This window comes from Burkholderia sola, assembly GCF_905400185.1.
GTDB lineage: Bacteria > Pseudomonadota > Gammaproteobacteria > Burkholderiales > Burkholderiaceae > Burkholderia > Burkholderia sola.
On sequence record NZ_FR989676.1, the window covers coordinates 2,382,076 to 2,405,619 of the forward strand.

Genomic DNA, 23,544 nt, shown 5'->3' on the forward strand with positions numbered 1-23,544 from the left:
TCGTGGCCTGCGTCAGCGTGCGGACGCACCGTCGTGCACCGCAAAGCCGGCATTCTTCTGACGGAAGCGATACCCGATCGCGAGCACCGCGAGCCATACCGGGATCAGGTACACCGACAGACGGAGATCCGGCGTCAGGTACATCACGACGAGAATGCCGGCCATGAACGCCAGGCACAGGTAATTCGTGAAAGGATAGCCCAGACTGCGGAAGGAAGTCTGCTCCCCGGCAGCACGCTTGGCCTGGCGGAACTTCAGGTGGATCACCGTGATCATCGCCCAGTTGATGATCAGCGCCGACACGACGAGGCCCATCAGCACCTCGAACGCCTTGCCCGGCATGAAGTAGTTGACCAGCACGCACACGCCGGTCGCGAGCGCCGATGCGCCGAGCGCGGCGAGCGGGATGCCGCGCTTGTTGACCGAGCACAGCACCTTCGGCGCGTTGCCCTGTTGCGCGAGGCCGAACAGCATCCGGCTGTTGCTGTACACGCCGCTGTTGTAGACCGACAACGCGGCCGTCAGCACGACGACGTTCAGCACGTTCGCGACCAGGTTGCTGCTCAGCGCGTGGAAGATCAGCACGAACGGGCTGCCGCCGGTGACGACCTTCTGCCACGGATACAGCGACAGCAGCACGGCCAGCGCGCCGATGTAGAAAATCAGGATGCGGTAGATGACCTGGTTGGTCGCGCGCGGAATGCTGCGCTTCGGATCGTCGGCTTCGGCCGCGGTGATGCCGATCAACTCCAGCCCACCGAACGAGAACATGATCGCGGCCATCGACATCACAAGGCCGGACACGCCGTTCGGGAAGAAGCCGCCGTGCTGCCACAGGTTCGCGACACTCGCTTCGGGCCCGGCATGGCCGCTCACGAGCAGCCAACCGCCGAAGCCGATCATCCCGACGATCGCGGCGACCTTGATGATCGAGAACCAGAATTCCGTCTCGCCGTACGACTTCACGCTGGCCAGGTTCAGCAGGTTGATCGCGACGAAGAACACCAGCGCCGACACCCAGGTCGGCACGCCGGGCCACCAGTACTGCACGTAGATCCCTACGGCCGACAGCTCGGCCATGCTGACGAGGATGTACAGCACCCAGTAATTCCAGCCGGACAGGAAGCCGGTGAAGTGGCCGACGTATTTGTTCGCGAAGTAGCTGAACGAGCCGGCGACGGGCTCGTCGACGACCATCTCGCCGAGCTGGCGCATGATGAAGAACGCGACGATGCCGGCCACCGCATAGCCGAGCAGCACGGACGGGCCGGCCATCTTGATCGTCTGCGCGATGCCGAGGAACAGCCCCGTGCCGAGCGCGCCGCCGAGCGCGATCAGCTGGATGTGCCGGTTCTTCAGCCCGCGCTTCAGGCCGTCGCTCTCGTTTCCAGAAACCATGTCTTCTCCATTCTGCCCGCCTCCGCCGGAAGCGGTGCGGCGCGCCTCGGTGTGCCGGGCGCTGTTTTGCTGTGCCGGCGGCCGTTCGTGGGGGCGCCGGGTTGGGGACTGCAATTTTCGCGTGCGGCGGCAACCGATTCGCGTCAGCGCGCCGGTCAGACTGGCCGCCGACTCGCCCGCTCACGCCGCACTGCTGCGGCCGCACACGAAAATCCGGCGTCAGTTTAGCGTCGCGACCGCGAAATCGGGTTGCGTAACCCGCTCATGCAAACCCTACATTATGAGATAAGATTGCATCCGGGAGACGAATGAGGAAACAAAAATGCCTGACCCGGTTCTCGATCGTATCGATCGTCAGTTGCTGTCGGTGCTGCAGGAGAACGGCCGCGCGTCGAACCTCGATCTGGCGAAGGCCGTGGGGCTGTCGCCCGCGCAGACGCTGCGACGTCACCGCCGGCTGGAGGAAATCGGCGCGATCCGGCGTTACGAAACCCGGCTCTGCCCCGACACGCTCGGCTTCGGCGTCACCGCGTTCGTGCACGTGACGATGGAGCGCGGGCATATCCGCGATTTGTCGAAATTCCAGAAACTCGTGTCGGATCTCGCGCAGATCCAGGAATGTTTCTCGGTGACGGGCGACATCGACTACGTGCTGAAAGTCGTCGCGCACGATCTGAAGGGGCTGTCGCGATTCCTGCTCGAGACGCTGATGCGCATTCCCGGCGTGAGCGGCGTGCATTCGAGCGTGTGCCTCGACGAGATCAAGTGCACGAGTGCGATGCCGGTGGAGGGCTGACCTTCACACGTGGATTCTCGGCGGCGCCATTCGCGCGCCCGGCATCCGCAGCACGTGGTCGCCCCGAATAGGCTCGAATCCCTCGTCGGCCTATTCCCACCTCGCGTAGCACACCTCGCAGCTCATCCGCATTGCATCGAGCGCTACGATCTCATGTTCGTATGCGCGCGGCCCGCTACGAGCCACGGGCGGATTCAATCAAAATTTCGAATACGTCCGATGGACAATAATCGCCCTTCTGGCGACCCTAGAGCATTCCTCAAGAACTCAGCTTGATCCTTGAGAATCCATGTAAAGGGGTGCTGACGGATGACCAATTTTTTCGACAAAAAACCGTACGACTTCGACATTGACGACAGTGAGAATTGGGTTTTGGTACATTCCGGCGCCATCACCAATACCAACCCCGGCTCAATGGTGTATGTGTCAATCAACACGACTCCCATATGCTCGAATATGAGTAACAGAGAATTCCGAAAGCTGATCATGAAGGCTCGTGATGCAGCAATCTCTCTAATACTACAGCGCATTGAGGGCGTCACAGCTTGGGACAAGGCTGAACAAGCGCGGGCTCGACTCTACTTCGGCCGCTCCGACAATGATGTCAGATCAGTCCTTGCCGCTGGCTTGCCTAGACTACTTAATGCGATGCGGGCGCTCGTGCCGGAGAAGATCGTTCGATGGGACGACTCCATGAACAGACGTCTTACCTGCAGTGTAGTGCCCGACAGCGGTAACAACATCGCAGGGGTATGCAAGCCGGACTCTGAGAAGCGGATCATCGCCATCTATTCAAAATTCTGCACAATTTCAAACGGAGACCTATGGACGGCATCAAAGGTTAAAACACTGATCCATGAATGCACGCACTATGTCGACACATTCAATTCCGGCGACATCATATATTCCGACACAGAATCAGGGCTAAGGGCTTTTGCAGAAAGCAATGCCGACGTCGCCATTAGAAATGCGGACAGTATTACGGGATACATCGCAACCTTCGACAAGAGAATCATGGAATGAGAGTCCATATCAAAGCCGTATTTTCCGGTATCTCACGGGTGATTGCACTGTCGGCATGCGCCGGCATCTTTCCAGCACATGCATGCACGATTGGGGAATCGGTGCGAATCCCGTTACCGCTCAACAGCGTCGACGTGACCAATGCTGACAGGCTGAAAATCGCAAATGCTGTAATCGAGGCGCGAAAATGGCCGGATGCAGAAATTCAGGCCGTTGTCATATCCGGTGCATATACGACGGAACGGAACCGCGAGCGCCTGAAGACCGAGCGAGCCAAGATCGCGAGCGAATATCTGAAGCAACTTGGAATCAGGAACGAACACATCATCATCGACAAAAAAACTTTCACCGATGCCATGGTGCGGAACAGCGACGGAACACTAACCCTGTACCAGATCGACATCGAGCTAACCCCCCTTTGCCGAGGCGGGTGTCAAAGGCTTTGCGACGACCCGCGCGTTACGCCCCGAAGCAAGGCGATTCTGTGAGGGGCAATGACGATTTGTCGGCTGCGCGCGTACGTACACGGCGTCCGAACGGGGCCATCTTGGCGTTTGCTCACCGCACCGCCTCGAACGCACTGATCAACAACGCCCCGCAAGCAATCACCGTGCACCCTGCCGCCCGGCGCGGCGTCAGCCGCTCACCGAGATACACGCGCGCGATCAGCGCCGCGAACACCACGCTCGTCTCCCGCAGCGCCGACACGGGCCCCATCGGCGCACGGTCCATCGCCCAGATCACGATGCCGTACGCGAGCGCCGCGAACACGCCGCCGCAGGCAGCCTTCGCGGTTTCGCCGACCGCCTGCGTCAACCGCAGCGGCCCCGCCCGCAGCCGGTAGTACACGGCCATCAGCGCGCCCGTCAGCACGAACATCCACGCGGTATAGCCGACCGTGCTGCCGCTCTCGCGCACACCGATCCCGTCGACCACGCTGTACGCGGCGATCGACACGCCAGTCGCAAACGCGGTCGGCAGCACCTGCATCATCCGGTGTTTCGCGCCGCGCCCGCGCTCCAGCCCGATCGCCAGGATGCCCGCGCAGATCAGCACCAGCCCGCCTTGCGCACCGACGTTCAGGTGCTCGCCCGCGAACGCCGCCGCGCCGAGCGTGACGAGCAGCGGCGCCGTGCCGCGCGCGACCGGGTACGCGACGCTCAGGTCGCCGTGCTCGTACGCACGGACGAGCAGCAGCGTATAGACGACGTGGATCACGGCCGACGCGACGACGCAGAGCCAGCTCGCCGGCGCGATCGGCGCGGCAGTCGGCAGGAACAGCAGCGCGAACAGCCCGATCGCGATCTGCAGCACCGTGGCCGAGCGCAGCCGGTCGCCGCTGCTGCGCACCAGCGCATTCCATGACGCATGCAGGAATGCCGCGCACAGAACGGCAAACAGAACGGGGATCGGCACGCTGAAACCTCGCTGACGGGTCGGAGGCCGCGCGGTGCGCGGCAGGCGTCCATCGTATGAATGCGTCACCGGATTGTCAAAAAAGCGACGCACGGCGCGCCGTCAACGATCCGGCCGCCGGCTCTCCATCGCCCGCCCCGCATCGCTTGCGCCGCAAGCAGCCGCCCAGCCGCGACATGTGACGCGAGATTGAGGGCGGCCCGCCCCTTTCCGTTCTCTTTCGCCTCGCGCCGCACCGTAATGAAACCGATACCGGAGCGCAACCGTCGCGAAAACACTCCGTCCCCATATTTTCATACGCGGCTGTTCCAATGCGCGTGCTCCCTCACGAGCTTCGCGCCGAACCGACACGGCGACGGGGCCGTTCTCCACCATCGAAGACCTTACCCTGGAGTTTCCCGATGTTCCGTCAAGCCTTGCTCGTCACCGCCTGCGCAGCCGCAGCGCTGGCGCTGTTCGCCTGTGGCGGCAGCGACGATTCCACGCCGACGCCCGCCGTGTCGTCGCAGGATGCGCTGCAGACCGCCACGCCGATCAAGCACGTCGTCGTGATCTACGGCGAAAACATCTCGTTCGACCACTACTTCGGCACCTATCCGAACGCGACGAACCCGTCGGGCGAACCGGCGTTCACCGCGAAGTCCGGCACGCCGACGTCCAACGGCCTGACGGGCACGCTGCTCACCGCGAACCCGAACTTCACGAACACGGCCAACGGCACCGACGCGGCGAACCCGTTCCGTCTCGACCGCACGCAGGCCGCGACCGCCGACCAGAACCACGCGTACACGGCCGAACAGCAGGCCGAGGACAACGGTCTTGCGGATCTATTCCCGAAATACACCGGCAAGGGCTCGTCCGGCGGCGCCGGCGCATTCGGCACGAAGGGCCAGGTGATGGGCTACTTCGACGGCAACACGGTGACCGCGCTGTGGAACTACGCACAGCGCTTCGCGATGAGCGACAACACGTTCACGACGGTCTATGGCCCGTCGACGCCGGGCGCGCTGAACGTCGTCGCGGGGCAGACCAACGGCATGCAGATCGTCAAGACGTCGAAGCAGCCGTCGACGCTCGCCGCGACTTCGTACTACATCAATGACGGCCAGGGCGGCCTCACGATGATCAACGACGTCGACCCGGGCTTCGACGTGTGTTCGAGCACGACCGACCAGGCGATGATGACCGGCAAGAACATCGGCGACCTGCTGAACGCCGCGAAGATCACGTGGGGCGGCTTCATGGGCGGCTTCAACCTGTCGACGACGAACGGCAACGGCACGACGGGCTGCGCGCGCAGCACAGTCGCGACCGCCGTGAATGCCGCGACGGCCGACTACATCCCGCACCACAACTGGTTCCAGTACTACGCGTCGACCGCGAACCCGCAACACACGCGCCCGAGTTCGATCGCGGCGATCGGCTCGAGCGTCGAGACCGACGGCAAGACGGCCGAACCGGCGAACCACCAGTACGACACGGACGACTTCTTCGCCGCCGTGAAGGCCGGCAACTTCCCGTCGGTCAGCTACCTGAAGGCGCCGGCCGCGCAGGACGGGCACGCGGGCTACTCGGATCCGCTCGACGAGCAGGCGTTCGTGACGAAGGTCGTCAACTTCCTGCAGCAGCAGCCGGACTGGCAGAACACGGCCGTGATCGTCACCTATGACGACTCGGACGGCTGGTACGACCACGTGTACACGCCGCCGACGCACGCGTCGTCGGACCCGGTCGACCAGCTCAACGGCGCCGGCAAGTGCGGCACGGGCGGCACCACCGGCGTGAACGGCGCGACCGTGAACGGCCGCTGCGGCCCGGGCGTGCGCATTCCGCTCGTCGTGATCTCGCCGTACGCGAAGCAGAACTACGTCGATCACACGATGCTCGACCAGGCGTCCGTCGTGCGCTTCATCGAGGACAACTGGCTCGGCGGCCAGCGTATCGGCGGCGGTTCGTTCGATGCGACGGCCGGCGACCTGCGCAACCTGTTCGACTTCACGTCGAAGCCGAACACGACGCCGCTGTATCTCGACCCGACGCTCGGCACCGCATTGAGCGCGGCCCCGGCGATCTGACCGTCACGGCCTGACCGCATGGCCGGCGCATCACGCGCCGGCCGTTTCCATTTCAACGCGTCGCTTCGTGCGACGCCCGTTTTTTCGACCGACAGCATGACAGCTCGCCCCGCGTTTCCGTCTCCCGATGCCGCCGGCACGCCCGCGCCGCGCGCTCGCTCCCGCCTGCTGCGCCGCGCGGCGTTCGCGCTCGGCGCGGCCGTGCTCGGCTATGGCGCGTTCGCCGTCGCGTTTCCCGCGCGGGTGCCGACGGCGATCGGCACCGTGGTCGCCGACTGGACCGGCGCGAACCCGCATCCGGTCGTGCTGCAGCGGCCCGCCGCGCAGCCGCTGTCGGCGGTCGCGCAGCTCGGGCGCGCATTGTTCAACGATCCGTCGCTGTCGGCATCGGGCAAGCAATCGTGCGCGTCGTGCCACAGCCCCGATCACGCGTACGGCCCGCCGAATGCGCTCGACGTGCAGCCGGGCGGCCTCGCGATGACGCAGCAGGGCTATCGTCCGCCGCCGTCCCTGATGTACCTGTACCGCCAGCCGAACTTCAGCATCGGCCCCGATGCCGGCGAGAACGACGCGGCGCCCAGCGTCGCGCAGCAGGCGACGGCGGCGGCCGGCGTCGTCAAGGCGCAGAAGGTGGCCGGCACGTCGGCAGCGCCGCAACTCGTGCCGCAGGGCGGGATGTTCTGGGACGGCCGCGCCGATACATTGCAGCAGCAGGCGTTCGGCCCGCTGTTGAATCCGGTCGAGATGGCGAACGCGAGCGTCGACGATGTCGCCCGCAAGCTCGCGCAGTCGTCGCATCGCGCGCAGTTCGAGCAGTTGTTCGGGCCGCGCGTGTTCTCCGCCCCGCAGCTCGCGGTGTCGGAGGCGATGTTCGCGATCGCGCGCTATCAGGTCGAGGATCCGTCGTTCCATCCGTACGACAGCAAGTACGACCGCTGGCTCGAAGGCCGCGCGCGCCTCACGCAGGCCGAACTGCGCGGGCTGCGCCTGTTCAACGATCCGGACAAGGCGAATTGCGCGGGCTGCCACCTGTCGAAACCCGGCAAGGACGGGCTGCCGCCGATGTTTACCGATTACCAGTACGAGGCGCTCGGCGCGCCGCGCAACCGGGCGCTCGCGCAGAACCGCAACCCGGCGTTCTACGATCTCGGCGTGTGCGGGCCGTTCCGCGACGACCTGAAGGACCAGACGCAGTATTGCGGGATGTTCCTGACGCCGACGCTGCGCAATTCGGCGACGCGCCGCGTGTTCTTCCACAACGGCGTGTTCCACACGCTCGATCAGGTGATGGCGTTCTACAACGAGCGCAGCATTTCGCCGCAGAAGTTCTATGCGCGTGGTGCGGACGGCAAGGTCGACGAATACGACGACATCCCGCCGAAATATCGCGCGAACGTCGACGTGACGGACGCGCCGTTCGATCGCAAGCCGGGCGACAAGCCTGCGATGACGGCGCAGGACATCAAGGATATCGAAGCGTTTCTCGGCACGCTGACGGACGCGCCCGCGCAGCACTGAGCGCCGGCCGCGCGCCGCGCCGCATCAGCAGCGCGCGCGGATGCACAGGAATGCCGGCGCCAGCGACAGCTCCGCATGAAGCCGTTCGGATACGGCTTTCATCTCCGGCAGCGGCCTCGGTTCGACGAAGCGGTCGAGCCGCCAGCCGCCGTCGGCGACCGCGTTCAGGATGTCGCCGAGCGGCCGCCGCCACGCTTCGACGTACGGCCTCGGTTCGCCGAACCCCGACCAGTGAAAACCGAAGCGCGACGTGTCGAAGTACGTGCCGTCGCCGCGCGTGCGTTCGTCCATCCAGTCGCGCATCGGATGCGCCATCGAGAACACGAGCGTTCCTCCCGGACGCGCGACGCGCCGGAATTCGCGCAGCGTCGGCGCGAGATCGCGCACGTAGTCGAGCGCGAGCGAGCACAGCACCTTGTCGACCGACGCATCGGGCAGCCACGCGAGCGGCGCTTCGAGATCGCCTTCCCTGACGTCGACCGGCAGGCCCGCGCAGCGCGTTCGCGCGAGCGCAACCATCTCCGGCGTCACGTCGAACGCATGCACGGTCGCGCCGCGACCGGCGAGATGCGCGCTGCAGATGCCGGGCCCGCAGCCGGCGTCGAGCACCGTCAGGCCGTCGACGTCGCCGAGCAGCGCCATCGTTGCCGGACGCTCGTAAAGCGCGTTGTGCGCCTTCGTCGGCGCGAGATCCGCATAGCGTTGCGCGAAGCTCGCGTACGCGCGGCGGCCGGGCGGTTCGTTCGGTTCGGTCATGCGGCATCCGTCGGTCGACACTGGGCAGGCCGATTCTGCCCGATCGGACGACGAATGGCGACTGCCGTCACGCTTGCGTCAGGACAGGCTGTCGAGCAAGCGATACCACGCGACGCCGGCCGCGATATAGAAGCGCTGCAGCCCGTGCAACGGGATCGGCCGGATCGGCGTGACCCGGAACGGCAGCGGCAGTTGCGCATCGCCCGACAGATGCGCGGCCAGATGCTTGCCGAGCGTCGTCGCCATCGCGATGCCGCGGCCGTTGTAGCCGAGCGCGATCGTCACGCCCGGCGCGGGCTCGTGCACGTGCGGCAGGAAATCCGCGGTGATCGCGACGCGCCCCGCCCAGCGGTAGTCGAACCGGACACCCTTCAGTTGCGGATACAACAGCGTCGTCGCGCGTTCGAGATGTCGCCAGTCGCTCGGCGCGCGCGGGTCGGCGAACGGGCCTCGGCCGCCCATCAACAGGCGCCCGGCCGCGTCGCGGCGGAAGTACAGCAGCAGACGCCGCGCATCCGATGCGACCTCGCCGCCGGCGAGGATGTCGCGACCGAGCGCTGGCGCGAGCGGTTCCGTCGCGACGATGAAGCTGTTCGCGGCGATCACCGACTGACGCAAGCCAGGCCACAGCCCGTCCGTGTAGCCGTTGGTCGCGATCACGACGCGCTCGGCCGACAGCGTCGCGCCGCCGGACGTCGCGATCCGCCAGCGGCCGTCGGCGCGCGTCAGCCCGACGGCGCGGGTCAAGCCGTGCACGACCGCCCCGCTCGCCTGCACGGCGCGTACGAGGCCGCGCGTATAACTGAGCGGCTGCACGCTGCCGGCGCGGCGATCGATCCATCCGCCCGCATACGCCGGCGTGCCGAGCCGCCGCGCGACGTCGTCGCGGCCGAGCACGTCGACCGGCGCGCCGCGCGCCGCCCATTGCTGCGCACGGCGTGCGACCGTGTCGAGCATCGCGGCGGTCGGCGCCGGCTGGATCCAGCCGGCGCGACGCGCATCGCAGTCGATTCCGTGCCGCGCGATCAGGTCGAACACGGTATCGGCCGCGCCGCCGACGATGCCGGCAAGCTGCTCGCCGGCCTCGTCGCCGAATCGGCGGACCAGTTCGTCCGGGTCGTATTTCAGCCCGGGAATCACCTGCCCGCCGTTACGGCCCGATGCGCCCCAGCCCGGCTGCGCGCCGTCGATCACGCGGACGTTCACGCCGCGTTCGGCCAGGTGAAGTGCGGTCGACAGGCCCGTGAAGCCGGCACCGACGATCGCCACGTCGCACGACACGGACGCGTCGAGCGCGGGCGTATCGGCCGCCGGCGCGGCGGTCGCTGCCCACAGCGAATCGGGCCACGGCGAGTCGGGCCATCCAGGTGCCGCGTGCGTTGCGCTCATGTTCGATCCGGGTGGTCGGCGCCGTCCGACGCCAGCAGGCGGCGCAGGAATTCCTGCGTGCGGGGATGGGCCGGCTGCGTGAGCACGTCGCGCGCCGGCCCGCTTTCGCAGATCGTGCCGTCGTGCAGGAAGCACACGCGATCGGCCACCTCGCGGGCGAATGCCATTTCGTGCGTGACGACCACCATGGTCATCCCGTCGCGCGCGAGCCCGCGCATCACGCCGAGCACTTCGCCGACGAGCTCGGGGTCGAGCGCCGACGTCGGCTCGTCGAACAGGATCGCCTGCGGCGCCATCGCGAGCGCGCGTGCGATCGCGACGCGCTGCTGCTGTCCGCCCGACAGTTCCGACGGATACGCATTCATCCGGTGCGAAAGCCCGACCTTGTCGAGCAGCATGCGGGCCTGCTCGCGCGCTTGCGCGGCCGGCATGCGCCGCACGTGCACAGGCCCTTCCATCACGTTCTCGAGCGCCGTGCGGTGCGCGAACAGGTTGAAACGCTGGAACACCATGCCGACCCGCATCCGCAGTTCGTGGATCCGTTTCGAATGCGCGTCGACCTTCACGCCGTCGATCGTGATCGACCCTTCGTCGTACGTCTCGAAGCCGTTGATACAGCGCAACACGGTCGACTTGCCGGAACCGGACGGCCCGATCAGGCACACGACTTCGCCCGCCTGCACGTCGAGGCTCACGCCCTTCAGCACCGCGTGCTGCTGAAACCGCTTGTGTATCGAATCGATCCGGATCATGCGCCCCTCCTCAGTGCGAGCCGCTTGCCGAGCCGGTTCACGCCGAACATCAGCGGCAGACCGAGCGCGAGATACAGCAGCGCGACGAGCGTGTAGACGCTCATGTTCTGGAACGTCGACGACGCGATCAACTGGCCGGCGCGCGTGATTTCCGCGACCGTGATCGTCGACGCGACCGACGAATCCTTCAGCAGCATCACCAGCGTGTTGCCGTACGGCGGCAGCGCGATGCGGAATGCCTGCGGCAGCACCACGCGCCGCATGATCATCGGGCCGCGCATGCCGATCGCGTGCGCGGCTTCGATCTGGCCGCGGTCGATCGCCTCGATGCCCGCGCGGAAGTTCTCGGCCTGATATGCCGAATACGCGATGCCGAGGCCGAGCACGCCGGCCTGGAACGCCGATAGTTGTATGCCGAGATCAGGTAGCACGAAGTACATGTAGAACAGCTGCACGATGATCGGCAGCCCGCGGATCACGTTGACGATCGTGCTGCCGGCGGTCGACACGGCACGATTGCGCGACACCTTCAGCAGCGCGAGGATCAGCCCGAGCACCGAGCTGAGCACGAACGCGCAAGCGGTGATCTCGATCGTGACCACCGCGCCCTTCAGCAGGATCGGCAGAAAATCGATCGCGTTCTGAAAAAACATGAGGTCTCCTATGCGACGTCCGGACAGACCGCCGCTGGGGATGCCCGCGACGCGCGGGCGATACCGGTCGGGAATCGAGCGACGACGCTCAGCTCATGTGCCACTTCTGCAGGATCTGCTGCAGCGTGCCGTCGGTCTTCATCTTGCGGATCGCGCCGTTGAGCTGTTCGAGCGTCGCGGTGTCGCCCTTGCGCACGATGAAGCACACCTGCCCCTTCACGACGCTCTGGTATTCGGGCACGAGCCGCACCTGGCGATTGACGCCGTGCTCGATCTGGTACGCGACGATCGGCTGGTCGGCGAAACCGGCCTTGATGCGCCCGAGCGCGACGTCGCGCATGATGTCGGCGATCGAATCGTAGGTCCGGACTTCCTTGAAGATGCCCTTCTTGTTGAGCGCATCGACGAACGCCGTGCCGACCTGCGCGCCGACCACCTGGTCCTTGAAATCGTCCATCGACGTATAGCGGCCCGGATCGTCGGCCTTCACGATCAGGCCTTCGCCGAACGAGTAGACGGTGTCGGAGAAATCGACGACCTGCTGGCGCGCGGGCGTCTTCAGCATCGCGGCCGAAATGATGTCGATCTTCTGCGTGGTGAGCGACGGGATCAGCGCGGAAAACACGGTCTGCTGCACGTCGACGCGAAACCCGGCCGACTTCCCGGCTGCCGTGATCGCATCGACCATCATCCCCTGGATCGAATTGCTCTTGACGTCGAGAAACGTGAACGGCACGCCGGTGGCCGTCGCGCCGACCTTCAGCGTGGGCTCGGCCGCAACGGCGCCCGCCGATGCCGTGGAGAGTGCGATACAGATGGCGAAACCGGCGGCCAGTGCGCCGAACCGCTTGATGAACGGAACCATGGTGACTCCTTCTCGAATAATCCGGGCGCCGGCCGGTCGCTGATCGACACTGCGACGATGACTTGATCTTAAAACGAATCAAAAACATCGCAAACAGATTTTTGCGTATCGATATTCGATACGCTATGATGCGATATCGAATCGATTCCGCCCTTCGCCATGGAAACGTCGCCCGACCAAGCAAACGATCTGCTATTCAACCAGTCGCTGGAAAAAGGGCTGAACGTGCTGCGCGCGTTCAGCGCGAAGCGGCGCACGATGACGCTGGCGGAAGTGGCGGACGCGGCGGGCATGACGAAAAGCTCCGCGCAGCGGATGGTCTATACGCTCGAGAAGCTCGGCTACATCCGCAAGCATCCGGTCACGCGGCGCTACCAGCTCACGCCGCACGTGATGCGGATCGGCTTCAACTATCTGGCGGCCGATACGTTGATCGACGTCGCGAATCCGTTCCTGTCCGAGCTCACGAACCTGACCGGCGAAACCACCAACCTCACCGAGCCGGACGAGGATGAAATGGTGTACGTCGCGCGCTTCGTGTCGACGAAGTTCGTGCCGATCCACATGCCGATCGGCAGCCGTATCCCGATGTACTGCACCGGCTCCGGGCGCGCGTTCCTGAGCGCGTTGCCGCCGGACGATGCGCGTGTGCGGCTCGACGGCATGGCGCGCACGCCGCATACGCCGCGCACGGTCACGGCGCTCGACGATCTCGTCGCGCTGCTCGACAGCGCACGGCGCGAAGGTTATGCGACCAACCAGGAAGAACTGTTCATCGGCGACATGTCGATCGCGGCGCCCGTGCTCGGCAGCCAGGGGCAGCCGGTCGCGGCCGTGCACGTGGTCGCGCCGACAAGCCGCTGGACGTTCGACGACGCGCGTCGCAAGCTCGCGCCGGCGGTGATCGACTGCGCGCGCGGGATCAGCAATTCGATTCGGACGCTTGAATAGCGGCAGCGAAATGGCATACGGCGCGCCGTTGCATCGCGCAACGACGTTCGATCGCTACTGCGGCTTCGGCGGATGCTCGACCCGGTAGGTACGGTTCGGGCGCGATACGAATTGCTTCGCCGCAGCGTCCAGTGCCTTGCCGTGATACAGATCGATGCACTTCAGGAAGTCGAACTTCACATCCCGGACTTCGGATTCGACAATCGGATTCCGATAGTCGCGCGCCAGATACTTCGCGACCAGCGCGTGAATCACGTCCGGCGCACGTTCCATGTCGTAGTAGGTCCAGTCGCGCAACGCGCTGGCGCTGCTGCCGATGTCCGTGCTCGCGCCGGGCTCGTGCTTATAAGCGGTAGCCAGGCACTCCGCAAGCACCATGTCCTTGAAGTTCTGGAGGTAAATCCGTGAGCCTGCTTCAGGCGACTGCTGTGCGACGTCCTTCGCCACGACCATCGCCGGTTGAAACGCGATGCACGCCAACGCGGCAGCGATCCAGATTCGCCTCATGACAGGCTCCAAAATTTGCGCGATCGGTACGATACCGCGCACCCGGTTCGTTGAAGTAACTTGGCCGCGCCCCTGGATTGTCGCCTCCATCGCCATCCGCAGTCGTGCCTCGATGATCGGATCCAACCCCGACGCGGAAAAGTATTGCCGACTGTCGCCGACAGCCTCTTCGTCCATCCCCTGGTTTTCCCCGATCCTGTTCGCCTTGACTCGGCTCCGCCGATCGACAAAACTTCGCACATCACCAGTGTGATCACAGATCGCAGATCAAACCCAGGAGCCACGCCTTGCCGCCCCGTATCGTCCCGCCCGCACTGAAAGCCATCGAACAGGAAACGATGGCCGACAAGGTCTACCAGCAACTGCGCGAAGCACTGATGAGCGGCCGCTTCGCGCCCGGCCAGGCGCTGAGCCTGCGCAGCGTGGCCGAGGCGGTCGGCTCGTCGACGATGCCCGTGCGTGCCGCGCTCACGCGGCTGCGCGCCGAACGCGCGCTGGTAGACGGCCCGAATCGCGCGCTCGTCGTCCCGCCGATGACGCTCGACATGCTCGACGAACTGCGCGACGTGCGGATCGCGCTCGAAGGCTGCATCGCCGAGCGTGCGTGCGAGCGGATGACCGACGCGCAGATCGCGGCCGTGCGCAGGACCTGCGAGACGATGCAGGCACACGTCGAGGCCGGCCGCTCGCGCGCCTACCTGCAAAGCAATTTCGCGTTCCACAGCGCGATCTACGCGCATGGCGCCAGCGAAAACACGCTCGCGATCGTCGAGAACCTGTGGATGCGCGTCGGCCCGTTCCTCAACATGGTCGCGCTCGACATCCCGCACATGCGGCGCTCGATGGATGCGCACCGCGCGATCGTCGATGCGCTTGAACGTCGCGACGGCGCGGGCGTGCGGGCCGGCATCGCGCTCGACATCGGCGGCGCCGCGCACGATCTCGCCGAGACGCTGCGGGCCGAACAGACGCCGCGGACCGTGAACGCGAAGCCGTAGCGGCCGCTTGCGACGGCCGCCCGACACGCGAGCGGCCGCCATCCCACTACATCAACGATGGAGACAACCCGGCATGACAGCTTCCGACCTGCTGAAACCCTATGACGGCCTGCGCGTCCTCGTGACGGGCGGCGCGTCGGGCATCGGTCTCGAAATCGCCGACGCGTTCGCCGAATGCGGCGCGCGCGTGCACGTGTGCGACGCGTCGCAAGCCGCGATCGCGGCGCTCGCCGACCGGCCGCCGCACGCCGCGGCCGGCGCGATCAGCGCGACGCTGGCCGACGTATCCGACCCGGCCGCCGTCGAGCGCGTGTTCGCCGACGTGTCGACGCGGCTCGGCGGCCTCGACGTGCTGGTCAACAACGCGGGCATCGCCGGCCCGACCGGCGGCATCGACGAAATCGACCCCGTGCAGTGGGAGCAGACCGTCGCGATCAACCTGAACGCGCAATTCCAGTTCGCGCGCCGCGCGGTGCCGCTGCTGCGCGAAGCGAAACACGGTGGCGCGATCATCGCGCTGTCGTCGGTCGCCGGCCGGCTCGGCTACGCGTTCCGCACGCCGTATGCGGCGACCAAATGGGCGGTGGTCGGCCTCGTGAAAAGCCTCGCGATCGAACTGGGGCCGCTCGGCATCCGCGTGAACGCGATCCAGCCCGGCATCGTGCGCGGTCCGCGGATGCGCCGCGTGATCGACGCGCGCGCGCAGCAGCTCGGCATCGGCTACGACGAAATGGAAAAGCGCTATCTCGAGAAGATCTCGCTGCGGCGCATGACCGATCCGTCCGAAATCGCCGCGACCGCGCTGTTCCTGTGCTCGCCGGGCGGGCACGGGATCACCGGGCAGGCGATCTCCGTCTGCGGCAACGTCGAAGTGCTCTGACGCGTCCTGCATCGTTCATCGAAAGGAATCCATCCGTGGCCAACGCTCGCAAAGTCATCATCACCTGTGCGCCGACCGGCGCGATCCATACGCCGTCGATGTCGCCGTATCTGCCCGTGACGCCGCACGAAATCGAAACGGCCGCGGTCGCGGCCGCGCAGGCCGGCGCGGCGATCCTGCATCTGCACGCACGCAACCCGTCCGACGGCAAACCGACGCAGGATCCGTCCGTGTTCGCCGAGTTCCTGCCGCGCATCAAGGCGCAGACCGACGCGGTGATCAACCTCACGTCGGGCGGCAGCCCGCACATGACGGTCGACGAACGGCTGCAGCCGGCGCTGCATTTCCAGCCCGAGGTCGCGTCGCTGAACATGGGCTCGATGAACTTCGGGTTGTATCCGATGCTCGAGCGCTTTACCGAGTTGAAGCATCCGTGGGAGCGCGAACATCTCGAGAAAAGCCGCGATCTCGTGTTCAAGAACACGTTCGCGGACATCGAGACGATCCTCACGCGCTGCGGCGCGAACGGCACGCGGTTCGAATTCGAGTGTTACGACATCTCGCACTTGTACAACCTCGCGCACTTCGTCGACCGCGGGCTCGCGAAGCCGCCGTTTTTCGTGCAAAGCGTGTTCGGCCTGCTCGGCGGGATCGGCGCGCATCCGGAGGACCTGATGCACATGCGCCGCACGGCCGACCGCCTGTTCGGCGGCGATTACGTGTGGTCGATCCTCGGCGCCGGGCGCAACCAGATTCCGCTCGCGACGATCGGCGCCGCGCAAGGCGCGAACGTGCGCGTCGGGCTCGAGGATTCGTTGTGGATCGCGCCCGGCAAGCTCGCGGAATCGAGCGCCGCGCAAGTCCTGAAAATGCGTCAGGTGCTCGAAGGCCTGTCGCTCGAGATCGCGACGCCGGCCGAGGCGCGCGCGATGCTCGCGCTCAAGGGCGGCGACGCGGTGAATTTCTGATCGCCGGGTCCCGCCCTCAACACGAGCATCCGCAAGCGCAGTGACAAGGCGCCGGCCCGAGCCGGCCGGCGCCAGGACGCCCTTGATCGCCCCGCTCCGTTCGAGCGCCGCCGGCGCGGCTCCGTCGACTGCCCATCCGCTGCCTTGCCGCAGCGGCATTTGCCGAACGCGGCGCGCCGTGCTTGCCGTGCGCGCCGGTTCGCCCCTTACCGGAGTCGTCCGCATGTCCACTCATCACGCTCAGGCCTTGTCGTCCGCCGCGACCGACGCGAACGCGTCGCTGAACCGGCTGCTGTTCCGCAAACTCATGCCGCTGCTGATCGCCGCGTATGTGATCAGTTTTCTCGACCGCACCAACATCGCGTTCGCCAAACATTCGATGGGCGTCGATCTCGGCATTTCATCGGCCGCGTACGGGCTCGGCGCGGGGCTGTTCTTTCTCACCTACGCGCTCTTCGAGATTCCGAGCAACCTGATCATGCATCGCGTCGGCGCGCGCTTCTGGATCACGCGGATCATGATCACGTGGGGCGCGCTGTCGGTCGCGATGGCGTTCGTGAGCGGCGAGACGTCGTTCTACGTGATGCGGCTGCTGCTCGGCGTGGCCGAAGCCGGCCTGTTTCCCGGCGTGATGCTGTATCTGACGTACTGGTTCGGCCGCGAGGAGCGTGCGCGTGCGACCGGCTATTTCCTGCTCGGCGTGTGCATCGCGAATATCGTCGGCGGGCCGCTGGCCGGCGCGCTGATCGAGCTCGACGGCACGCTCGGCTTCCACGGCTGGCAATGGCTGTTCGTCGTCGAAGGCATTCCGGCGATCCTGCTCGCGTTCGTCGTGTGGACGCGATTGCCGGATCGGCCGAGCGCCGCGCCGTGGCTCTCCGCGGAAACCAGCCGCGCGCTCGAGCGCAAGCTGGCCGCCGAGCAGGACGCAGGCGTCGCCGCGCACGGCGGCCATGCGTTCGGCGCCGCACTGCGCGATCCGCAGATCTGGCTCGCGATCTTCGTGTACTTCTGCCATCAGTTGACCATCTACACGGTGATCTTCTTCCTGCCGGGGATCATCGGCGCGTCGGGGCGCCTGTCGCCGGTCGCGGTCGGGTTGCTGACGTCGCTGCCCTGGCTCGCCGCCGCGCTCGGCGCAGGCACGTTGCCGCGCTTCGCCCGCGAATCGCGTCATTCGCGGCGGATGCTGTGTGCGGGGCTGGTGATCATGGCGGCCGGGATGGTCGGCGCCGCGCATGCATCGCCGTTGGCGGGGCTGCTCTGCGTGTGCGTGGCCGCGTCGATGTTCTTCGTCGTGCAGTCGATCGTGTTCACGTTTCCGGCGTCGCGGCTCGCGGGCAGTGCGCTGGCCGGCGGGCTCGGGCTCGTGAATACCTGCGGTTTGCTCGGCGGCTTCGTCGGGCCGACCGTCGTCGGCGCGATCGAACAGACGACCGGCAATGCGAAGAACGGGCTGACGCTGCTCGCGGCCGCGCTCGTCGTCGCGGCGTTCGCGAGCCTCGCGTTGCGTCACGGGCACGAGCGCGCCGACGTGCGGTCGCGCGGCTGAAGGCCCGGCTGGAATCAAGCTGGCGGGAGGCGGGTTCCCCCCGCCCCTCGCGCCTCACGCCGTCGGAACAGGTACATTCGCGCGACGAACACAACGCCCGCGAACAGCAGCGTCGTCACGCAATATCCTATGATGTCGCGCACGGCGAGCCCCGCGATGGCGCCCCGCTGCCAAGAGCCGATCCCCATCATGCATGTGCGAGACCGTGAGCCGACGAACGCCCGTCTCGCCGCTTCTCTTTCGGCAACCCCTGCCCCCCGAGGGCATGTTCACGCCCTAGCGCAGCAGCGCAACGTTCTCGTCGATTCGACGCTGAATGTCCGTCAGCGTGTCTTCTGTGATGATCCCCTCGTAGCGGCGCTTCGCAATGGCCGAGAACTGGCTGGCCACTCCGCACATTGCGTCGATCATGTCGCCGGCAGCCGCTGCGGAAAGCTCCGCTTCCTTTGCCAGTCCGACCAATGCCGCCCGGTCGACCCGCAGCGCCTCGCCCATGACGTCCATTTGGTGGTAACCGCCCGGTCCCTCGCAGAATGTCACGTCGTAGGCCGGCGCGAGTTTCCACTGGCCGGATCGCGACATGACGTATGCGAAGTTTTTCGGATGATCGTCGCGATTGTTGAACGCGACATTGAAGACAGCCCGTTCCAACGCCCGCGCCTTCTCGCGTACGTCGTTGGTGCACATGTGAGTCGCGCGCAAGAAGTTCACGTAGTCCAGCGCACCCGGCGTTTTGTAGTCGGCACCGGTAAAGGCGGCAACGCTTTGCATGGGCACGCGCAGACCGTCCCGTCGATCGAAACGCCTGGACGCAAATGCCGCCATCCCGTCAGGCAAATCGAAATGCAGCGTGTCCGGGGTCTCGATGCCGCACATGCGCAAGCACTCGGCGTAGACCATTTCGATCGCGCACACCTCGGGATGCTCTTGCCGGGCCGGGAACTTGACCAGCCATGCTTCAAAACCCGCCACCGCGGCCGTGGTAAAAACGCCGGACTGCGGATCACGATAGACCAGGGCCTTCGGCCTGGCACCTTGCGGAGAGCCGCCCACCTGCAGCAGTTGATGAAGGAATTCGCCGCCCTCACCATTGAGGACTTCCTGTACCTCGGCCGCGAGCCGGTCGAGAGGAATATCCGGCTGCGGTGCCTGGATCTCGAGCGCGACCGGCTCGAACGACAGGGCGCCCATTGCGTGGTTGCCAATGTAAGCCAACCGCTCCAGCGGCCCGATGCGTGCCGCGTTGAGACCGCGGCGTTTGAACCAGCGGTCCATGAGCAACATGCCCCATCCGTCGGGCAGCGCGTCATAGACTGGGCCGGGCAATCCCAGCTGGTGGGACGGAAAGTCCTTGCGCAGCCTCGCCCCATGCAATGGGAGCGCATAAGACGACAGTTCCAGCCCCCTCTTGCGCGCGTCATCGCTATATTCGAATACGATCAACGGGCGCCCCGTGATCGCCGTCGTAGAAACCATCGATCCCCACAGCCAGTGCTCCCCCCAGCCGTCATAGTAGACATCGATCCGCTCGATCATTTCTGGTTGCCCCTCTTGACGCGCTGACGTTTGGCACTTTTTTCATACCGGTGAACGTCTTCCAGGCTATCGAGCTTCGGCAGGAACAGTCCTTCGAGTTCCTTGCTTCGTCCCAGGACCATGGCTACACGAACTACCGTCTCGAGGCTCACATTGCGTCCGGCTTCCAGATTGGACACGGTATTGGAACCCACGCCGGCACGCGCGGCTACGTCGCTCTGCGTCAGTTGCAACGCCAGCCGCTCCGTGCGAAGCCTGGCGCAAAGCAGCGTGACGATTTCATTGGGCTTGCGAAAACTTAATTCCAACATAGGGGGGCTTCCGGCGTGATATCTCTCGTAACTCACAATATCACAGAGTTATAGAAGGGATGTACTTAGAAAATATAATTCCCTGATGTTGTATCTTATGGGGAGAATTTCCCGGATAATCCCCTCTGAAACGGAAGTGATGCGTCAGCGATGCATGCGCTTCCCGTACCCACCCGTCGCCCTCCAGATACGCCACGTCGTGGATGGATCGCCGCGCGCATCGATGCGTACTCGAGCCCTGGCGTGAGCCCGCTAGCGAGCAACCGCCTCCGGCGTGCCGACGGCCGCGATCGCGGTCGCTCGCCGCTCCGCCAGCTTCTGCGCAAGCCGATACGCGACAAGCGAACCCGCCACTGCCAGCAACATCGGCACGAGGCTGTCGTGATTCGCACGCGTGAATTCGAGCATCAACACGACGGCCGTGATCGGCATCTGCATCGATGCGGCGAGAAACGCGGTCGCACCGATCAGCGCGCATCCGCCGAGCGATGCGCCCGGCCACACGGCGCTCCACAATCCGCCGAGCACGACGCCGAGCAACGCGCCGTTCGCGAGACCCGGCGTCAGCAGCCCGCCTTCCGCGCCGGCCCGCAGGCTGCCGGCCTCGATCAGTACCTTCAGCACGAGCAGCGTCGCGGCGAAGCCGATCGTCAGCGTGCCGTCGAAACCCAGCGCCGCCGGGCCCTTGCCGTTGCCGAGCAGTTGCGGAAACCCCATCGCGAGCACGCCGATCACCGCGAAATTGAGCAGCGCGAACACCGGCAGCCGCCAGTCCTTCGGCGCGTTCGCGCGCGCGCGGCTCGTGAGCCGCACGAAACCGTACGCGGCGAAACCGAACAGCGGCCCGCAGACGATCGACCATGCGACGAGCGGCGTGCTCAGCACGAACGCCGGCACCGTGTACTGATGCTCGTTGCCGAGGCCGATCCATGCGACGACCGCGGCGATCGCGGACGTCACGACCGCCACGATCAGCGCGCGCAGTTCGAACGTGCCGAGCAGCACCTCGAGCACGAAGATCGCGCCGCCGAGCGGCACGTTGTAGACGGCCGCGAGCCCCGCGCCGGCGCCGCACGCGACCATCAGCCGGCAGTCGCAGGGCGTGAGCCGCGCCGCATGGGCAAACCGCCCGGCGAGCAGCGAACCGATCTCGCGCGGCGCGACTTCGCGGCCGAGCGGCGAGCCGAGCGCGACGGTCACGATCTGCAACAGCGCGTGAACCGTCGTGCTGACGAACGGCATCCGCGGATCGGCCGCACGCACCGCCCGACGGATGCTGACGAGCGGCCGGCCATACCGGTAAAGCGCCCACCAGCCGCCGCCGGCGACGATCCCGCAGACGGTCAGCACCGCCAGCCGACGCAGCGGTTCGGCCGCGGTCACGCCAGTGAGGAAGCTCTCGGACCCGATCACGTGCGCGACGCTGTAGCCGTACGCGACGTGCTGGATCGCATGCAGCAGCAACGCGAGCAGCATGCCGCCGAGACCCGCGCCGATGCCGGTCAGGACCGTGACGACGGCCATGCGCGCGAACGGGCTGGCGGTCGGCGAAGCAGCAGCGGGAGCGGACGGAAGATCGAGGCGCATGGGGTCGGCGAACGAAGAGGAAAAAGGACGGCGCGCAAGTGGCACGCCGTCGTCAGGACCGAATCGTAGGCCCGCGCCTCTCATGAGACAAACGTATTTTTCGAATCGACTGATGCATTTCATGAATACCCAGACCGGGGAGCCGCGATCGCCCGCCTTCCCGTCAATCCGGATACGTCACGCGCTCCGGTTCGCGCCGCATGATGACCTTCCCGTGGCGCATCGACAGCGTGGCCTTCGCCTGCCGGCGTACGGCTTCGTAGTCGCTGTCCGCGTCGAGGACGACGAGATTGGCCGGCCGCCCGACCGCGATGCCGTAGCCATCGCCGAGATGCATCGTCGTCGCGCTGTGGTCGGTCACGAAGTCCAGGCAGCGCTGCAGGTCCTGGTAACCCATCATGTGGCAGATATGAAGGCCCGCGTCGAGCACGCGCAGGATGTTGCCGTTGCCGAGCGGATACCACGGGTCCTTGATCGAATCCTGCCCGAAGCACACGTTGATCCCGGCACGGTCGAGTTCCGCGACGCGCGTGACGCCGCGCCGCTTCGGAAACGTGTCGAAGCGCCCTTGCAGATGGATGCTCTCGGTCGGGCACGAGATGAAGTTCAGTCCCGCCCGCTTCAGCAGCCGGAACAGCTTCGAGCAGTACGCGTTGTCGTACGAACCCATCGCGGTCGTGTGGCTCGCGGTGACGCGCGCCCCCATGCCGCGCACGCGCGCCTCTTCCGCGAGCACTTCGAGAAAGCGCGAATGCGGATCGTCGGTCTCGTCGCAGTGCACGTCGACGAGGCAGCCCGTGCGTTCCGCGAGATCCATCAGGAAGCGGATCGAGCTGACGCCCTGCTCCCGTGTGTTCTCGAAATGCGGAATCCCGCCGACGACGTCCGCGCCGAGTTCGATCGCCTGCTCCATCAACGCGCGGCCGCCGTCGAACGATTCGATGCCCTCCTGCGGGAACGCGACGATCTGCAGGTCGATCAGCCCGCGCGCCTCGTCCTTCACTTCGAGCATCGCCTTCAGCGCGGCCAACGTCGGATCGGTCACGTCGACGTGCGTGCGCACGTGCTGGATCCCGTGGTCGCGCAGCATGCCGATCGCCGCATGCGCGCGTGCTTTCGTGTCCTCGTGCGTGATCGTGGCCTTGCGCTCGGCCCAGCGCTCGATGCCCTCGAACAACGTGCCGCTCATGTTCCACGCGGGTTCGCCGGCCGTCAGCACCGCATCGAGGTGGATATGCGGTTCGACGAGCGGCGCAATCGCGAGCCGGCCGCCGCCATCGATATGGTCGGGGTTCGTCGACGCGATCGGTGCGGTTTGCGCATCGATCCGCGCGATCTTGCCGGCATCGACGCCAATCGTGAACAGGCCGTCGCGGCCGCGCAGGCGTACGTTGAACAGGTTCATGGGGGCCTCTTGTCGTATGCATTGACACGGCCGCGCGATCCGAGTCGGCGGCCGTGTGGTCCGGGCAACCAGTATGGAGGAAAAGCAGCGATGCGCGCACGTACCGTGCATGTTGCATCGACACGACAGCCGGGCCGGGCAGGACAGCAGCCGCGGGCCTGCCGTCGCGCAAGAACCGCCGGCCGGCGCGGGCGCATCGCGTCGTGTC

Annotated in this window: 22 protein-coding genes and 1 pseudogene; 10 read left to right on the forward strand and 13 right to left on the reverse strand. The window is 66.0% G+C overall.

The genetic code is table 11. From position 1 onward, the window contains the following. Window positions 1-12 precede the first annotated feature (12 nt). Window positions 13-1,398, reverse strand: a complete 1,386-nt coding sequence (locus tag KR541_RS27095; RefSeq protein WP_050011024.1) for an amino acid permease — start codon at window positions 1,396-1,398, stop codon at window positions 13-15. A gap of 322 nt (window positions 1,399-1,720) precedes the next feature. Here KR541_RS27095 and KR541_RS27100 point away from each other — a divergent pair, with 322 nt between their 5' ends. The 3 genes from KR541_RS27100 to KR541_RS27110 all read left to right on the forward strand — a co-directional run bounded on the left by KR541_RS27100 (window position 1,721) and on the right by KR541_RS27110 (window position 3,705). After that, window positions 1,721-2,194, forward strand: a complete 474-nt coding sequence (locus KR541_RS27100) for an Lrp/AsnC family transcriptional regulator (RefSeq protein WP_050011023.1) — start codon at window positions 1,721-1,723, stop codon at window positions 2,192-2,194. 309 nt (window positions 2,195-2,503) lie between these two features. Continuing rightward, on the forward strand, window positions 2,504-3,217 hold the full coding sequence (locus tag KR541_RS27105; RefSeq protein WP_089489353.1) for a M35 family metalloendopeptidase: 714 nt from the start codon (window positions 2,504-2,506) through the stop codon (window positions 3,215-3,217). Next, complete coding sequence (locus KR541_RS27110; RefSeq protein WP_063772871.1) at window positions 3,214-3,705, forward strand: hypothetical protein; 492 nt, start codon at window positions 3,214-3,216, stop codon at window positions 3,703-3,705. Before KR541_RS27105 ends, KR541_RS27110 begins: the two co-directional genes overlap by 4 nt. A gap of 70 nt (window positions 3,706-3,775) precedes the next feature. Here KR541_RS27110 and KR541_RS27115 read toward each other — a convergent pair whose 3' ends face one another. Then, entirely contained in the window at window positions 3,776-4,633 is an 858-nt protein-coding gene (locus KR541_RS27115) for an EamA family transporter (protein WP_216089915.1), read from the reverse strand. 401 nt (window positions 4,634-5,034) lie between these two features. Here KR541_RS27115 and KR541_RS27120 point away from each other — a divergent pair, with 401 nt between their 5' ends. Both KR541_RS27120 and KR541_RS27125 read left to right on the forward strand, forming a co-directional pair. After that, window positions 5,035-6,708 (forward strand): phospholipase C, encoded by a 1,674-nt coding sequence (locus tag KR541_RS27120; RefSeq protein WP_124554250.1) that lies wholly within the window; start codon window positions 5,035-5,037, stop codon window positions 6,706-6,708. A 96-nt stretch (window positions 6,709-6,804) separates the two neighbouring features. Further along, window positions 6,805-8,226, forward strand: a complete 1,422-nt coding sequence (locus KR541_RS27125; RefSeq protein WP_050011090.1) for a cytochrome-c peroxidase — start codon at window positions 6,805-6,807, stop codon at window positions 8,224-8,226. 24 nt (window positions 8,227-8,250) lie between these two features. On the opposite strand, the gene KR541_RS27130 is transcribed toward KR541_RS27125, so the two are convergent. From KR541_RS27130 to KR541_RS27150, 5 genes are all read right to left on the reverse strand, one after another. Beyond that, the gene (locus tag KR541_RS27130; protein WP_050011019.1) at window positions 8,251-8,982 is read right to left on the reverse strand and encodes a class I SAM-dependent methyltransferase; all 732 of its coding nucleotides are present in this window, start codon (window positions 8,980-8,982) and stop codon (window positions 8,251-8,253) included. Window positions 8,983-9,060: 78 nt separating this feature from the next. Beyond that, the gene (locus tag KR541_RS27135; protein WP_050011018.1) at window positions 9,061-10,371 is read right to left on the reverse strand and encodes an NAD(P)/FAD-dependent oxidoreductase; all 1,311 of its coding nucleotides are present in this window, start codon (window positions 10,369-10,371) and stop codon (window positions 9,061-9,063) included. After that, window positions 10,368-11,123 (reverse strand): amino acid ABC transporter ATP-binding protein, encoded by a 756-nt coding sequence (locus tag KR541_RS27140; RefSeq protein WP_124630252.1) that lies wholly within the window; start codon window positions 11,121-11,123, stop codon window positions 10,368-10,370. The genes KR541_RS27135 and KR541_RS27140 overlap by 4 nt, the downstream gene beginning before the upstream one ends. After that, window positions 11,120-11,776 (reverse strand): amino acid ABC transporter permease, encoded by a 657-nt coding sequence (locus KR541_RS27145; protein ID WP_050011016.1) that lies wholly within the window; start codon window positions 11,774-11,776, stop codon window positions 11,120-11,122. Before KR541_RS27145 ends, KR541_RS27140 begins: the two co-directional genes overlap by 4 nt. A gap of 88 nt (window positions 11,777-11,864) precedes the next feature. Continuing rightward, window positions 11,865-12,641, reverse strand: coding sequence for an ABC transporter substrate-binding protein (locus KR541_RS27150; protein ID WP_089489349.1), 777 nt, complete (start codon window positions 12,639-12,641; stop codon window positions 11,865-11,867). 159 nt (window positions 12,642-12,800) lie between these two features. Between KR541_RS27150 and KR541_RS27155 the strand changes: the two genes are divergently transcribed. Further along, a complete protein-coding gene (locus tag KR541_RS27155) occupies window positions 12,801-13,592 on the forward strand; it encodes an IclR family transcriptional regulator (RefSeq protein WP_124630253.1) in 792 nt (263 codons plus the stop codon). Window positions 13,593-13,646: 54 nt separating this feature from the next. On the opposite strand, the gene KR541_RS27160 is transcribed toward KR541_RS27155, so the two are convergent. After that, window positions 13,647-14,099 (reverse strand): type VI secretion system amidase immunity protein Tai4, encoded by a 453-nt coding sequence (locus tag KR541_RS27160; RefSeq protein WP_124630339.1) that lies wholly within the window; start codon window positions 14,097-14,099, stop codon window positions 13,647-13,649. A gap of 287 nt (window positions 14,100-14,386) precedes the next feature. Between KR541_RS27160 and KR541_RS27165 the strand changes: the two genes are divergently transcribed. The 4 genes from KR541_RS27165 (at window position 14,387) to KR541_RS27180 (ending at window position 18,497) form a co-directional block, all read left to right on the forward strand. Beyond that, window positions 14,387-15,097: a GntR family transcriptional regulator gene (locus KR541_RS27165; protein ID WP_050011012.1), complete on the forward strand. Its 711-nt coding sequence runs from the start codon at window positions 14,387-14,389 to the stop codon at window positions 15,095-15,097. 73 nt (window positions 15,098-15,170) lie between these two features. Continuing rightward, a complete protein-coding gene (locus KR541_RS27170; RefSeq protein WP_050011011.1) occupies window positions 15,171-15,977 on the forward strand; it encodes an SDR family oxidoreductase in 807 nt (268 codons plus the stop codon). A gap of 35 nt (window positions 15,978-16,012) precedes the next feature. Next, window positions 16,013-16,945 (forward strand): 3,5-dioxohexanoate:acetyl-CoA acetone transferase, encoded by a 933-nt coding sequence (gene kce, locus KR541_RS27175; RefSeq protein WP_050011010.1) that lies wholly within the window; start codon window positions 16,013-16,015, stop codon window positions 16,943-16,945. 223 nt (window positions 16,946-17,168) lie between these two features. Continuing rightward, window positions 17,169-18,497 carry an MFS transporter gene (locus KR541_RS27180; RefSeq protein WP_050011009.1) on the forward strand — a complete coding sequence of 443 codons (1,329 nt, stop codon included), beginning with the start codon at window positions 17,169-17,171 and terminating at the stop codon, window positions 18,495-18,497. Between the two features lie 14 nt (window positions 18,498-18,511). On the opposite strand, the pseudogene KR541_RS27185 reads toward KR541_RS27180, so the two are convergent. The 5 genes and pseudogenes from KR541_RS27185 to codA all read right to left on the reverse strand — a co-directional run. Further along, window positions 18,512-18,658, reverse strand: a pseudogene (locus KR541_RS27185) (TIGR00366 family protein); the annotation flags it as partial. 115 nt (window positions 18,659-18,773) lie between these two features. After that, entirely contained in the window at window positions 18,774-20,033 is a 1,260-nt protein-coding gene (locus KR541_RS27190) for a type II toxin-antitoxin system HipA family toxin (protein WP_050011008.1), read from the reverse strand. Next, window positions 20,030-20,344, reverse strand: coding sequence for a helix-turn-helix domain-containing protein (locus KR541_RS27195; RefSeq protein ID WP_080334114.1), 315 nt, complete (start codon window positions 20,342-20,344; stop codon window positions 20,030-20,032). Before KR541_RS27195 ends, KR541_RS27190 begins: the two co-directional genes overlap by 4 nt. 252 nt (window positions 20,345-20,596) lie before the next feature. Further along, window positions 20,597-21,931 (reverse strand): chloride channel protein, encoded by a 1,335-nt coding sequence (locus KR541_RS27200; RefSeq protein WP_050011006.1) that lies wholly within the window; start codon window positions 21,929-21,931, stop codon window positions 20,597-20,599. Window positions 21,932-22,094: 163 nt separating this feature from the next. Then, complete coding sequence (gene codA / locus KR541_RS27205) at window positions 22,095-23,336, reverse strand: cytosine deaminase (RefSeq protein ID WP_050011005.1); 1,242 nt, start codon at window positions 23,334-23,336, stop codon at window positions 22,095-22,097. Window positions 23,337-23,544 lie beyond the last annotated feature (208 nt).

What these genes read in the sequence shown, in the direction of transcription:
- KR541_RS27095 (WP_050011024.1), bottom strand. Translation starts at nt 1,398, where the DNA reads ATGGTTTCTGGAAACGAGAGCGACGGCCTGAAGCGCGGGCTGAAGAAC.
- KR541_RS27100 (WP_050011023.1), top strand. Translation starts at nt 1,721, where the DNA reads ATGCCTGACCCGGTTCTCGATCGTATCGATCGTCAGTTGCTGTCGGTG.
- KR541_RS27105 (WP_089489353.1), top strand. Translation starts at nt 2,504, where the DNA reads ATGACCAATTTTTTCGACAAAAAACCGTACGACTTCGACATTGACGAC.
- KR541_RS27110 (WP_063772871.1), top strand. Translation starts at nt 3,214, where the DNA reads ATGAGAGTCCATATCAAAGCCGTATTTTCCGGTATCTCACGGGTGATT.
- KR541_RS27120 (WP_124554250.1), top strand. Translation starts at nt 5,035, where the DNA reads ATGTTCCGTCAAGCCTTGCTCGTCACCGCCTGCGCAGCCGCAGCGCTG.
- KR541_RS27125 (WP_050011090.1), top strand. Translation starts at nt 6,805, where the DNA reads ATGACAGCTCGCCCCGCGTTTCCGTCTCCCGATGCCGCCGGCACGCCC.
- KR541_RS27130 (WP_050011019.1), bottom strand. Translation starts at nt 8,982, where the DNA reads ATGACCGAACCGAACGAACCGCCCGGCCGCCGCGCGTACGCGAGCTTC.
- KR541_RS27135 (WP_050011018.1), bottom strand. Translation starts at nt 10,371, where the DNA reads ATGAGCGCAACGCACGCGGCACCTGGATGGCCCGACTCGCCGTGGCCC.
- KR541_RS27140 (WP_124630252.1), bottom strand. Translation starts at nt 11,123, where the DNA reads ATGATCCGGATCGATTCGATACACAAGCGGTTTCAGCAGCACGCGGTG.
- KR541_RS27145 (WP_050011016.1), bottom strand. Translation starts at nt 11,776, where the DNA reads ATGTTTTTTCAGAACGCGATCGATTTTCTGCCGATCCTGCTGAAGGGC.
- KR541_RS27150 (WP_089489349.1), bottom strand. Translation starts at nt 12,641, where the DNA reads ATGGTTCCGTTCATCAAGCGGTTCGGCGCACTGGCCGCCGGTTTCGCC.
- KR541_RS27155 (WP_124630253.1), top strand. Translation starts at nt 12,801, where the DNA reads ATGGAAACGTCGCCCGACCAAGCAAACGATCTGCTATTCAACCAGTCG.
- KR541_RS27160 (WP_124630339.1), bottom strand. Translation starts at nt 14,099, where the DNA reads ATGAGGCGAATCTGGATCGCTGCCGCGTTGGCGTGCATCGCGTTTCAA.
- KR541_RS27170 (WP_050011011.1), top strand. Translation starts at nt 15,171, where the DNA reads ATGACAGCTTCCGACCTGCTGAAACCCTATGACGGCCTGCGCGTCCTC.
- KR541_RS27180 (WP_050011009.1), top strand. Translation starts at nt 17,169, where the DNA reads ATGTCCACTCATCACGCTCAGGCCTTGTCGTCCGCCGCGACCGACGCG.
- KR541_RS27190 (WP_050011008.1), bottom strand. Translation starts at nt 20,033, where the DNA reads ATGATCGAGCGGATCGATGTCTACTATGACGGCTGGGGGGAGCACTGG.
- KR541_RS27195 (WP_080334114.1), bottom strand. Translation starts at nt 20,344, where the DNA reads ATGTTGGAATTAAGTTTTCGCAAGCCCAATGAAATCGTCACGCTGCTT.
- KR541_RS27200 (WP_050011006.1), bottom strand. Translation starts at nt 21,931, where the DNA reads ATGCGCCTCGATCTTCCGTCCGCTCCCGCTGCTGCTTCGCCGACCGCC.
- codA (WP_050011005.1), bottom strand. Translation starts at nt 23,336, where the DNA reads ATGAACCTGTTCAACGTACGCCTGCGCGGCCGCGACGGCCTGTTCACG.